The 12,725-nt window shown below is 70.9% G+C and carries 11 protein-coding genes; 8 read left to right on the top strand and 3 right to left on the bottom strand.

Translation table 11 applies throughout. From position 1 onward, the window contains the following. Positions 1-111 precede the first annotated feature (111 nt). Positions 112-999 (bottom strand): fructosamine kinase family protein, encoded by an 888-nt coding sequence (locus tag JIX55_RS07070; RefSeq protein WP_443046387.1) that lies wholly within the window; start codon positions 997-999, stop codon positions 112-114. A gap of 183 nt (positions 1,000-1,182) precedes the next feature. Between JIX55_RS07070 and JIX55_RS07075 the strand changes: the two genes are divergently transcribed. From JIX55_RS07075 to JIX55_RS07110, 8 genes are all read left to right on the top strand, one after another. Next, entirely contained in the window at positions 1,183-2,508 is a 1,326-nt protein-coding gene (locus tag JIX55_RS07075; RefSeq protein ID WP_257562403.1) for an ABC transporter substrate-binding protein, read from the top strand. Further along, positions 2,505-3,410 (top strand): carbohydrate ABC transporter permease, encoded by a 906-nt coding sequence (locus JIX55_RS07080; RefSeq protein WP_257562404.1) that lies wholly within the window; start codon positions 2,505-2,507, stop codon positions 3,408-3,410. Before JIX55_RS07075 ends, JIX55_RS07080 begins: the two co-directional genes overlap by 4 nt. After that, positions 3,407-4,360, top strand: coding sequence for a carbohydrate ABC transporter permease (locus JIX55_RS07085; RefSeq protein ID WP_257562405.1), 954 nt, complete (start codon positions 3,407-3,409; stop codon positions 4,358-4,360). Before JIX55_RS07080 ends, JIX55_RS07085 begins: the two co-directional genes overlap by 4 nt. 213 nt (positions 4,361-4,573) lie before the next feature. Beyond that, the gene (locus tag JIX55_RS07090; RefSeq protein ID WP_257562406.1) at positions 4,574-5,482 is read left to right on the top strand and encodes a 5-dehydro-4-deoxyglucarate dehydratase; all 909 of its coding nucleotides are present in this window, start codon (positions 4,574-4,576) and stop codon (positions 5,480-5,482) included. 34 nt (positions 5,483-5,516) lie between these two features. Next, positions 5,517-6,776, top strand: a complete 1,260-nt coding sequence (locus JIX55_RS07095) for a glucarate dehydratase family protein (RefSeq protein WP_257562407.1) — start codon at positions 5,517-5,519, stop codon at positions 6,774-6,776. A 700-nt stretch (positions 6,777-7,476) separates the two neighbouring features. After that, entirely contained in the window at positions 7,477-8,892 is a 1,416-nt protein-coding gene (locus JIX55_RS07100; RefSeq protein WP_257562408.1) for a family 2B encapsulin nanocompartment shell protein, read from the top strand. Beyond that, entirely contained in the window at positions 8,889-10,133 is a 1,245-nt protein-coding gene (locus JIX55_RS07105) for a family 2 encapsulin nanocompartment cargo protein terpene cyclase (RefSeq protein WP_257562409.1), read from the top strand. Before JIX55_RS07100 ends, JIX55_RS07105 begins: the two co-directional genes overlap by 4 nt. Before the next feature lie 44 nt (positions 10,134-10,177). Then, the gene (locus JIX55_RS07110; protein ID WP_443046388.1) at positions 10,178-11,083 is read left to right on the top strand and encodes a geranyl diphosphate 2-C-methyltransferase; all 906 of its coding nucleotides are present in this window, start codon (positions 10,178-10,180) and stop codon (positions 11,081-11,083) included. A 146-nt stretch (positions 11,084-11,229) separates the two neighbouring features. Here JIX55_RS07110 and JIX55_RS07115 read toward each other — a convergent pair whose 3' ends face one another. Next, positions 11,230-12,165, bottom strand: a complete 936-nt coding sequence (locus JIX55_RS07115) for a peptidoglycan-binding domain-containing protein (RefSeq protein WP_257562410.1) — start codon at positions 12,163-12,165, stop codon at positions 11,230-11,232. A gap of 141 nt (positions 12,166-12,306) precedes the next feature. Beyond that, a complete protein-coding gene (locus JIX55_RS07120; RefSeq protein ID WP_257562411.1) occupies positions 12,307-12,606 on the bottom strand; it encodes a hypothetical protein in 300 nt (99 codons plus the stop codon). Positions 12,607-12,725: the final 119 nt, after the last annotated feature.

A 12,725-nucleotide genomic window follows, 5' to 3' on the forward strand; every position in this document is an offset into this window, starting at 1 on the left:
TCTCCTCGCCCTTGACCTCGAACCGGGAGGCGCCGCATCGGCGCCTCCCGGTTTCGTGTGCGCGCGGATGACAGCGGCCGAGCACGTCACCACTCCCGCACGCGGGCCGGGTCACCGCGCGAGCGCCGCCCGAGCCGTGTCCAGGGCCTGTTCCGCGTAGCCACGGCCGAAGAGCACGGCGTGCACCAGCAGCGGGAAGAGCTGGTGGAGTCCGACGCGGTCGGCCCAGCCGTCGGCCAGGGGGGCCGCCCGCTGGTAGCCGTCGAGGATGTGGCCCAGGTGGGGACAGCCGAAGAGGGCGAGCATCGCTAGGTCGGTCTCGCGGTGGCCGCCGTGCGCGGCCGGGTCGATGAGCCAGGCGTCGCCGTCGGCGCCCCACAGGACGTTGCCGTTCCAGAGGTCGCCGTGCAGCCGGGCGGGCGGCTCGGCGGGGCCCGCCAGGTCGGGCAGCCGCGCGCAGACCTCCTCGACCGGGGCCGCCTCGGCCGGGCGGATCGTGCCGTCGTCGACCGCGCGGCGCAGATACGGCAGCACGCGGTGCTCGGCGTACCAGGCCGGCCAGGCGGTGCCGGGGATGTTCCGCATGGGGGCGCGCCCGATGTACGCCTCCCTCGGGCCGCCGGGCGGCGGCGCGCCGAAGGCGGGCGCGCCGGTGGCGTGCAGGGCGGCCAGGGCGGCGCCGAAGCGGGCCGCCGCCGCGGCACTCGGTGCCCCCTGCGCCACCCGGTCGATCACCAGGCGGCGGCCGTCATGGCCGTACAGCGTCGGGACGCGCACCGCGCCGGCCTCGGCCAGCCAGCGCAGTCCCGCCGCCTCGGCCTGGGCCGCGCCGGGGCCGTCGCCCAGCTTGACGAGCACCGTCCGGCCGTCGTCGAGGGTGACTTCGGCGAGCGTCCCGGACAGCCGGCGTTCATCGGTCGCCGGGCGACCGGTGAGCCGGGCGGCCAGGGCACCGGGTGCCGTGCGATCGGTCACGGCGAACCACCTCCGGATCAGCATGTGTTGGGGCGCCCGACAGGATCCCGCATGCCCATGTGTGACGCCGGTGAAATCTCCTACCCATGTCTTGACATGCGAACGACACGCTCCGTAGCTTGGCGGCCGATTATTTAGATTCGTGAAATGCGTTCACGAATATGAACAGTCGGGCGAACGGCCCGGATGAACAAACGGAGTGTGCCCATGGGCGTTCGCCGACGAATTCGCCGCCTGGCCGCCGTGATCACCGTCGCGGGGCTCGCATTCGGGGCCGCGGCCTGCGGATCGGGGTCCGACAGCGCCGGGGGCGGTGATCCGAACACACTGGAGGTCTGGACCCGGAGCAATCCGGACCCGGCCGCCACGTACGAGCGGGTGTTCGCCGCCTTCACCGAGAAGACCGGTATCAAGATCGACTACCAGCCGGTCATCAACTTCGACCAGCAGCTCCAGAGCCGGGCGTCCACCAAGGACCTCCCGGACGTGATGATCAACGACACGGCGCTGATGGGCAGTTACCAGAGCCAGGGCCTGCTCGAGCCCATCGATCCGGCCGCGATCGAGGGCCACGACCAGATCACCGACAAGACCTGGTCCTCCACCGTGGGCATCGACGGAGAGCACTACGGCATCCCGTACTCCCGCCAGGCCCAGACCTTGATGATCCGCAAGGACTGGCTGCGGAATCTCGGCCTCGACGCGCCGACGACCTGGGCGGAGATGATCGGCGTCGCGAAGGCCTTCGCCGACCGCGACCCGGACGGCGACGGCAAGAAGAACACCTACGGCATGGTCGTCCCGGGCAGCGCACAGAACGGCTACGCCGCCTGGTGGGGCGCCAGCTTCCTCTGGTCCGGCGGCGCGAAGATCATCGAGCCGGACGGCAAGGGCTACCGCCCCGCCATGGACTCGCCCGCCGCCCTTCGCACGGTCACCTGGATGAAGGACAACCTCTTCTGCGGTGACAACGGTGTCATCCAGCCCGGCGCCATCACCGCCGTGACGGGTACGGCCACCAACTTCCAGGACGGCAACGCCGGGATGTACCTCACCGGCCCGTACAACATCGCCACCTACGACGCCACGCCCGGCAAGGACAAGTTCGACGTCGTCCCGTTCCCCGCGGGCCCGGCCGGATCCACCGTGCTGGCCGACGGCGAGAACATCTACTTCGGCGCCAGGACCGGCAGGACGAGGCAGGAGCAGGCCCTCGCCTCCTTCCTGATCTCCCCCGAGGGCCAGCGGCTCGCCATGACCGGCGAGAACCAGCCCGTGGTCCGCATCCCCGTCAACTCCACGCTCGACGCGGCCCAGGTACGGGACGACCCGCGCTGGAGCGTCGTACAGAAGGCGTACGAGGACGCTTCCGAGCAGTTCCCCAACGCACCCGACTTCGCGCCGGTCAAGCAGGACACCGCCGACGCCCTCAACGCGGTCTTCACCTACTGCGGCAGCGACGTCGGCTCAAGCCTCAAGGAACTCAACGACACTCTCGCCGGTGACCTCGAGGATCAGGACCTGTTGAAATGACCGCGACCACCAGCGCGCCCCGACGGCGCGGAGGGCTCGGCACGAAGGCCGTCCTGCCCTGGCTGTTCCTGGCCCCCGGGCTGCTGCTCGCCCTCGTCTTCAAGTTCCTGCCGATGGGCAAGGGCATCTGGCTCAGCTTCTTCGACGTACGGCCGTTCCTCGGCGACCAGTGGGTCGGCCTCGACAACTACACCCGGGTCCTGACCGACCACCGCTTCCAGGACGCGATCGGCCACACGCTCGTCCTCGGCGTCGGGCAGTCGCTCGGCGCGATCGTCGTCGGCTTCTTCCTGGCGCTGCTGCTGGAGGGCCAGGCCCGCTCGCTGAAGATCATGCGCACGGCCGTCTTCCTGCCGGTCGTCACCGCGACCGCCGTGGTCGGTGAGCTGTGGCGGCTGATGTACTACCCGACCTCCGACGGTCTCGTGAACAGCGCCCTCGGCTTCCTCGGCCTCGGCCCGACGCCGTTCCTCGACAACCCCGACACCGCGCTCTGGGCGACGATGGTCATGGGCATCTGGATGGTCGCCCCGTACAACATGGTGATCATCCTCGCCGGACTCGCGGGCGTGGACCGCACGTTGTACGAGGCCGCCGCGATGGACGGGGTGTCCCTGTGGCAGCGGCTTCGCCACGTCACCCTGCCGGCGATCCGCCCGGCCATCGGGATCGTCCTCACGCTGGCCGCCATCCGCGGTCTGCGCGTCTTCACCGAGGTGTACGTCCTCACGGGCGGCGGCCCGGCCGGGTCCACCGAGGTGTGGATGACCCGCGCCTACACCCTCGGCTTCACCCGCAACGACATCGGCGGCGCGTCGGCGGCCTCCGTCGTCCTGCTCGCGGTGACGCTGCTGCTCACCGTCACCGTCAACCACTTCCGCAAGAGGGGAGACGTGCGATGAGCGCACCCGCCCTCGACCCCGTCCGGGCCCCGTCCGACGAGGTCTCCGCCACCCCGTCCAGGCGGGCCGGCAAGCAGACCCGTACGACACCCGCCCGCTTCGACACCGCGCTCGGCTGGAACGACCGGCCCGGCGTCTCCCGGGCCCTGCGCATCCTGCTCTGCGCGACAGCGCTCGGCATCTTCGCCGCGCCCTTCCTGACGATCGTCTCCGGTGCCCTCAGCACGCATCCCAGCGGCTCGTCACTGTCCTTCCTCCCGCACGACAGCACGCTGCTGAACTTCCGGGTGGCCGGGGAACGCGGCATCTGGGACTACTTCACCAACTCGCTCGTCATCGCGGGCGGCGGACTGCTTCTCCAGCTCGTGGTGTGCGTGCTCGCCGCGTACGCGCTGGCCCGGCACAGGTTCCGTGGTCAGGCGATCGTCATGACGCTGTTCATGCTGACGATGATGCTCCCGGAGGAGGTCATCGCCATCCCGCTGTCCCTGGTCCTCGGCCATGTCCCGGTGGTCGGCATCGATCTGAAGGGCACCGTCTGGGGTGTCATCCTGCCGCTCGGCGCCTGGGGCTTCTCGGTGATGCTGCTGACCGAGTTCATGAAGGACATCCCCAGCGAGATCGAGGAGGCCGCCCGGCTCGACGGTGTGGGCGAACTGCGGATGCTGTGGCAGATCGTCCTGCCGCTGTGCAAGCCCGCGCTCGGGGTGGCCGGGGTCCTCGGCTTCATCATGATCTGGGACCAGTACCTGCTCCCGCTGATCGCCGCCAAGGACCCGACCGACTACACGGTCACCGTGGCCCTCTCCATCCTGCGCACCGACCCCGAGGTCGGCTCGGGCGTCGTCCTCGCCGGCGCGGTCATCGCGCTCCTGCCCAGCCTTGTCGTCTATCTGCTCCTCCAGCGCTCACTGGTCACCGGCATAGCCGCCGGGGCCACGAAGGGCTAGGGCCTGTCCGGCGGATCAGGCCGGCTCCAGGCAACAGCGCCCCATCAGCGCCGGTGAGCGGGGTCTGGTGCGTGCAGCTGCAAGGCGGAGGAGGGCGTCGACGCGGAGCGTCGGCAACCGACGACAACGCCGCAGATGTGCGTGCCAGACCCCGCGTCCCAGGCCTGATCCGCCGGACAGGCCCTACACCAACCCCCCACGTTTGAGGGAGACATGAAGTTCCAAGGAGTGCTGTTCTTCCCGGTCACGCCGTTCGCATCGGACGGTTCGGTGGACGAGGAACGGCTCGCACAGCACATCGAGGCCGGGGTCACGGCCGGTGCCGGGGGCGTGTTCGTCGCCTGCGGCACCGGTGAGTTCCACGCGCTGACGCCCGACGAGATCGAGCGGGCCACACGGGTCGCGGTCACGGTGACGGCCGGACGGGTTCCCGTCCTGGCGGCCGCCGGGGGCCCGCCCCCGGTCGCCCGCGACCAGGCCGTCCGCGTCGAACGCGCCGGCGCCGACGGCATCCTGCTGCTGCCGCCCTATCTGGTGAGCGCACCGCAGCAGGGCCTCGTCCGGTACGTCAGGGAGGTCACGGCGGCCACCGGCCTGCCCGTCATCTTCTACCAGCGGGGCACCGCCCGCCTCACCGCGGACACCGCCGCCGAGATCGCCGCCCTGCCCGGGGTCGTCGGCCTCAAGGACGGCATCGGCGACATCGAGCGGATGCACCGCGTCGTCCGCGCGGTACGGGCCGTGCCGGGCACGGAAGGCTTCCAGTTCTTCAACGGGCTGCCCACCGCCGAGATGACCGCGCCCGCCTACCAGGGCATCGGCGTCGGCCTGTACTCCTCCGCCGTGTTCGCCTTCGCCCCGGAGATCGCCCTCGCCTTCCACCGTGCGCTCGCCGAGGGCGACGAGGCACTGGTCGGCACGCTCCTCGACGAGTTCTACGGCCCGCTCGTCGAGCTGCGGGACGAGGTACCCGGGTACGCCGTGGCGCTGATCAAGGCCGGGGTGACCCTGCGCGGCCTGGACGTCGGCGGCGTACGGGCTCCCCTGATCGACCCGGCACCGGAGCATGTCACCCGGCTGGCGAAGCTGATCGACCACGGCCTGGGGGTGGTGGGCGCGTGATGCCGAACAGCCACGGCCTGGAGAGGGCGGGCGTATGACCGGCACTCCGGGGACCCGGATCCGGGAGCTGATCGTCACCCCCATCGCCTTCCGCGACCCGCCGCTGCTCAACTCGGGCGGCGTCCACGAACCGCTCGCCTTGCGCGTCGTCCTCCAACTCATCCTTGAGGACGGCACGGTGGGGCTCGGCGAGTCGACGGGTGGCACCGTGCGGCTGGAGCGACTCGAAGCGGCCGCGAAGGCGGTGGTCGGCATGGACGTCTTCGACACCACCGCCGTCTTGGCCGCGATCGACGTCGCGCTGCTGCCGACCGTGCCCAGCTCCCACGAACGCGGCTGGACCACCTCGGCGGTCGAGGTGGCCTGCCTCGACGCACAGGGCAAGCTGCTCGGCCGCCCGGTCAGCGATCTGCTCGGCGGCCGGGTCCGCGATTCCGTGCCCTTCGCCGCGTACCTCTTCTACAAATGGGCCGAACACCCGGCGCTCGACGGCCACCCGGCGGTCGACGACGACTGGGGCGAGGCGCTGGACCCGGCCGGTGTCGTCGAGCAGGCCCGGCTGATGCAACAGCGGTACGGGTTCCGGTCGTTCAAGCTCAAGGGCGGTGTCCTCCCACCGGACGAGGAGATCGCGGCGATCAAGGCGCTCGCCGAGGCCTTCCCCGGGCAGCCGCTCCGGCTGGACCCCAACACGGCCTGGACGGTGGAGACCTCGACGTACGTCGCCCGTGAACTGGACGGCGTACTGGAGTACTTGGAGGATCCGACCGCCACCATCCCCGGTATGGCGGAGGTGGCGAAGGACTCGCCGATGCCGCTGGCGACCAATATGTGCGTGGTCGCCTGGGAGCATCTGAAGCCGGCGATCGAGCAGGACGCGATCCAGGTGCTGCTCACCGACCACCACTACTGGGGCGGACTGCGCCGCACCCGTGAACTCGCCGCCGTCTGCGAGGCGTTCGGACTCGCGCTGTCCATGCACTCCAACTCTCACCTCGGTATCAGTCTGGCCGCGATGACCCATGTCGCGGCGGCCATCCCCCATCTCGACCACTCCTGCGACACGCACTACCCGTGGAACTCGGCGGACGACGTGATCGTCCCCGGCGTACTGGAGTTCCGGGACGGGGAGGTCGCGGTGCCCACGGGTCCCGGGCTGGGTGTGGAGCTGGACCACGACGCACTCGGCCGGCTGCACCGGCTGTATGTCGACTCGGGCATGCGTTCCCGGGACGACACGGGGTACATGCGGCGGATCCAGCCGGGGTACGAGCTGCGACTGCCCCGCTGGTGAACCACCGCCGACCGAAAGGGGCCGCCTCCGGGCGGCCCCTTTAGCGTGGGCGGCGTCGTGCGCCCTCCGCGCCGGTCGCGGGAGGCGAGCTAGGGGCGCGGGAGCACGGAGCGGCCGGTGGTCTGCCTCAGTCGGCGGTTTCCGCATCCCCAGGACCCGAAGTCGCCCCCTTCACGCGGTGCCCGACCGGCCGTACCGCCTGTTTGGCTTTAACCGCGGCACGTGCCGCCCATCCGCACGCGTCGCCTCACAGTCGCCTTCCAGCGGCCCTCGTCTCGGAATCCGCCCACGGCCACGTCGTACACGCGCCACCCGAGTACCTGTCGCAGCCGCCGACCCGTGTTCGCCCGTGCCCACACACGTCCGCTCACCTATCGGGAGGGAATTTGAACCCTCCCCCAGCTGAAGCAGAGGGATTCCTGGCTCAGGAAGCCCCACAGACCAGCGGCCTGAAAGGTCTTACTCCCTCAACACCAGCCGGGACGGAACCTGCCCGGTTTGTTCAGCAAAGCTCGGCAGTGCCGTCTTGGTTCTCGATCGACACCGTGTGCGCGCTTGGTTCTCGCAACGCACGAAGGGCACCCTAGCCGATCGCGTGGCGGCCTTCCGCCCTGGAGGCGAAATCCCCTTCCCTGCCCTGCTCCGCAGGAGTTCGATTTCTCCCCCGCCTGAAGGCGGGGGCATCCTCAAAGGAGACCAAGTGACCGCCCCCATAAGCGCACCGGAGCCCGCCGACGAGCAGCAGTTCACCAGCCTCAGCACCCGGGCCGCGCGGCAGCTCGCGACGACCACCAAGTCCGAACCGCAGATGCAGGCCATCAGCTCACGGTGGCTGCTCAAGACACTGCCGTGGGTGGACGTCAAGGGCGGCACCTACCGGGTCAACCGCCGCCTCCAGCTGCGCATCGGCCGGGGCCGGGTGCAGTTCGACCAGAACGGCGCCGACGACGTCAAGGTCATCCCGGAGACACTGACCGAACTCCCGGCGCTGCGCGGCTACTCCGACATCCCGGCCCTGAGGGAGATCTCCTCCCGGTTCCGGGTGCGTGAAGTGCGCGCCGGGCAGGTGCTGGTGGACGCGGGGCAGCCGGTGACCGAGGCGTACCTCGTGGTGCACGGCCGGTTCACGCGGTACACCACCGGCAAGTACGGGGAGGAGGAGGTCCTCGGCCTCCTCACTGACGGCGACGGTCTGGGCGACGAGGCCATCGGCCAGGCCGACCCGCTGTGGCTCAGCTCGGTGCGGGCCGAGACGGCGGGGGTGGTGCTGGCGCTCAACTGGGACGCGCTGATGGCGTTCGTGGAGCGCACACCGTCCCTCGCGGTCCAGTTCGAAAGCTTCACCGAGCGGCAGCGCCAGCCCATGAACCGCAAGGGCGAGGCCGATGTGCCCCTGGAGGCCGGGCACGTGGGCGAGTTGGCGCTGCCGGGCGGCTTCGTCGACTACGACCTCGCGCCCCGCGAGTACGAACTCTCCCTCACCCAGACGGTGTTGCGCGTCCACACCCGCGTCGCCGACCTCTACAACAACCCGATGAACCAGACGGAGCAGCAACTCCGCCTGACCATCGAGGAGATCCGCGAACGCCAGGAGTGGGAGCTCGTCAACAACCGCGAGTTCGGGCTGCTGCACAACATCGACTACGGCCAGCGCATCAGCACCTTCTCCGGGCCGCCGACCCCGGACGACATGGACGAGCTGCTGTCCATGCGCCGCAAGACCCGGCTGTACCTGGCCCATCCGAAGGCGATCGCGGCCTTCTTCCGGCAGTGCAACCGGCGCGGCCTGGTGCCCGGCACGGTGAACGTCGGCGGGCACGAGGTGCCGGCGTGGCGCGGGGTTCCGCTCTTCCCGTGCAGCAAGATCCCGATCACACCGCAGCACACCACCAGCATCATCGCGCTGCGCACCGGCGAGAAGGACCAGGGGGTCGTCGGCCTGCACCAGACGGGCATCCCCGAGGAGTACGAGCCCTCGCTGAACGTGCGGTTCATGGGTGTCGACACCACCGCCATCATGAGCTATCTGGTCACCGCCTACTACTCGTTGGCCGTGCTGGTGCCCGACGCGGCCGGGATCCTGGAGAACGTGCAGGTCGGATGGATGCCGGAATGAGCGAGCCGTCAGTGTCCGGTGCCGAGTCGTCCGGCGTGGCGGCAGCCGATGGGGCATCGCCCGGTCTGCCGTCGCCCAGTCTGCCGTCGTCCGGTCTGCCGTCGCCCGGTCTGCCGTCGGCCGGCATGGCGTCGGTCGGCATGGCGTCCGCCTGTCTGCCGTCCCCGGCGGTGCCGTCGGCCGACCCGCCGTCGGCCGGCGCGCCGGCCACGAGGCGGCTGCCGGGGCCGCCGAGCCCGGCCCGTTCCCGGCAGGCCCGCAGCGGCGGTGCGATCCCCGGGCTGCGGTACCGGCCCGCCGTGCCCGCCGACCCCGCGAAGGCCGCGGAGGTCGACCGCCGGCTGGAGGCCTGGGCGGACCGCCTCGATCTGGTCCCCCCGGAGTGGCGGGGGCAGTTCGCGCGGTTCGGGCTGGGCCGGGCGATCGTGCTCGCGCATCCGGGCGCGGCCGGCCCCGAACACCTCACCGCCGCCGGGAAGTTGCTCCTCGCCGAACACCTGGTCGACAACGTCTACTGCGAGGTCGACGAGGGCAAGGGCGGCTCGCCGCGCGGCCTCGGCGGCCGACTGCTCATGGCCCAGTCGGCGCTCGACCCCCTCCACAGCACGCCCGAGGCCGAGGACCGGTGGCGGCACGGCGTACGGGCGGACGGGCCGCTGCGTTCGTACCACTTCGCGCTGCGGGACTACGCCGCCCTCGCCACCCCCAGCCAGACCGACCGGCTCGTCCATGATCTCGCCCGGCTGCATCTGGGCTATCTCGGCGAGGCCGCCTGGGCCGAGACCGACCATATGCCGCAGGTCTGGGAGTACCTGGTGATGCGGCAGTTCAACAACTTCCGGCCCTGTCTGGCGGTCGTCGACGCCGTGGACGGCTGGGAGCTGCCGGAGGCCGTCCACGCCCGGCCCGAGGTCCAGCGGATCACCGCGCTGGCGGGGAACGCGGCCACGATCGTCAACGACCTGTACTCCTTCACCAAGGAGATGTCGAACGACCCGGACCATCTCAATCTGCCCATGGTCATCGCCGCCAACGAGCGGCGCGGGCTGAAGGCCGCCTATCTGCAGGCCGTCGAGATCCACAACCGGATCATGGAGGCGTTCGAGGAGGAGTCCGCGGCCCTGTCCGCCACCTCGCCCCTGATCGAGCGCTACGCCACCGCTCTCGCCGCCTGGGTCGCCGGCAACCACGAGTGGCACGCCACCAACACCGACCGCTACAGCCTGCCCGACTACTGGTAACACCCCGACATGGCCGACGCCCCACAGCACCGGAGGAGCCACCGTTGACCATCATCGACGCCGTCACCACGACCGCAACGCCGCTGCCGGCCCAGCCCTCGACACCCTCCCCGGCCCATTCCACGTACCAGAACCGTGTCGCGGACTACTGGAACGCCGAGGAGAACCCGGTCAACCTCGAACTCGGCAAGATCGACGACCTGTACCACCACCACTACGGCGTCGGTGACGCGGACTGGTCCGTCCTGGACGACGACCCCGATCCGGCCCGCCGCCGCGACCGCATCACCGCCGAACTGCACCGCCTCGAACAGGCCCAGGCCGATCTGCTCGCCCACCATCTCGGCCCCCTCTCCCCCGCCGACCGCGTCTTCGACGCCGGCTGCGGGCGCGGCGGCGGCAGCGTGGTGGCCCATCTGCGGTACGGCTGCCACGCCGACGGCGTCACCATCTCCCGCAAGCAGGCCGAGTTCGCGGGCGAGCAGGCCCGCAAGCGGGGCATCGGCGACCGGGTCCGCTACCACCACCGCGACATGCTCGACACCGGCCTTCCCTCCGGCGAGTACGCGGCGTCCTGGAACAACGAGTCCACCATGTACGTGGAGTTGGACCTGCTCTTCGCCGAGCACGCCCGGCTGCTGCGCCGCGGCGGCCGCTATGTCACCATCACCGGCTGCTACAACGACACCTACGGCCGGGCCTCCCGCGAGGTGTCCCTCATCAACGCCCACTACATCTGCGACATCCATCCCCGCTCCGAGTACTTCCGCGCGATGGCCCGCAACCGCCTCGTCCCCGTCCACGTGGCGGACCTGACCGCCGCGGCCCTGCCCTACTGGGAACTCCGCAAGCAGGCCGACCACCTGGTCACGGGCATCGAGGACACCTTCGTCACCGCCTACGAGAACGGCAGTTTCCAGTACCTGCTGATCGTCGCCGACCGGGTCTGACCGGCCGGCGCGGGCGGTCGACGGATCGGGGGCCCGTTCCGCCGACCGCCCGCCGCGGCCGTGGTCATACGCGGCGCGCCTGCTGGTGCAGGGCGCCCTGAAGAGCGCGCGCCGGCTGCGACCGTGGCCACCGTCAGCCAGGCGGGTCACGGTTCCGAGGTCTCGGATTCGAGTGACGTGCGCGTCACCGGGCCGTAGACGCCGGACTCGTCCTCAAGGACGACACGGGTCAGCTGGTAGCCGCGGACGGCGCTCTCGACCTCGCGGTCGTAGTCGCCGTCGATGTCGCCGTTGTAGAAGCCGATCTGGCGCAGGCGGAGCTGGAGTTCGGTGACCTCGGGTCCGCTGTCGCCGGGGCCGAGGACGGGGTCGTCGCCGTCGGACTGGGTCGGCGCGGGGGCCGCTGTGGCGGTGGAGCCGCTGTTGGAGGGGGTCTTGGTCGGGGCGCCGGAGCCGGTCGGGGTGGCCCGGCTCTCGGTCGCGGTCGCGGTCGGCGAGGTGGACGGGGTGCCGGACGGCGATGCCGAGGGGGCCGTACGGGAAGGGGCCGCCGATGACGACGTGTCCTGGCCGGACGCGGCCTCCGGGAGGTTCGCCCGCACGTCCTCGGGGGCGGAGGCGTCTCTCGAAGGGCCGTCGTACGAGAACAGTCCGCCGATGATTCCGCCCGTCACCAGGACGGCCACCGCGGCGACTCCCGCTCCTGCGGCCAGCGCCGTCCGGCGCCGACGCCGTTGACCGCCATGGGGACCGTCCACGTGAGGTCGCTCGTCGAGGTCGAAGGGGGCGGGCGTGCCGTCGGACGACCCGCCAGGGAGCGCGGGTACATCGCCGTCTGCCAACGCGCCCGGCTGCGGCGCGTCTTCGGCGTCCGCCGAGGAGTCGACCGGCTCGGTGTCGTCACCGACCTTCACAAACGGCCGTATGCGTACCGGGTCGAAGTCCTCCGCGGCCTCCGCCTGCGCCGTACGGGTGTCGCGGTGGGCGTCCGACGCCAGACGGCCGCAGGAACAGGCCGGAGTGCCGTCCGTCGCCCGGGGGATGGCGCACTGCGGGCAGACAGGGGCTGTCGGTTCACTCACGCACGGTCTCTCTTCGAACGGGTTTCCGAGTTTAGACAGATCTTCTCCACAGAATCCCCAAGACTTGCTTGAAACTCGAACCAGGGCGCATGTCTGGCTCAAGTCCCCTCGAAGAAAGGCGAGTTCGCGCTCACCATGGCTTCATGTGACGGGGCCCTCACGGCCGGCCAGTAGCCGTCGCAGTGCCGGGTGCCGACCCGTTCCGCTGCCCGTCCTGCGGATGCCCCGCAGGACGGGCAGCTGGCTCCGGCACAGCCTCGCCCGCTCGCCGCCGCCCGCGATCAGGGCGTTGACCGAGGCCATCGGGTCGCCGCCGACCGACCGTGCCACCAACGCCCCGACCACCAGCGGGAGCAACGCCACCGCCAGGGCCGAACCGGTGGCGGTGGCCGTGGCGGTGACGTTGCGAAGGGGGCGCGGGCGCGAGGGGTGCGTGTCCATGACGACAGTTCATCAGCGGTCCGGGGCGACGGGTATCTGATCACCTACTCAGTCGCCCCGCCCGAAGTACTCAGTACGGGCCGAGCACCTGCGGGTCCTGCCGGTCCTGTCCGTCCGGC

It is taken from the genome of Streptomyces sp. DSM 40750 (genome assembly GCF_024612035.1).
GTDB lineage: Bacteria > Actinomycetota > Actinomycetes > Streptomycetales > Streptomycetaceae > Streptomyces.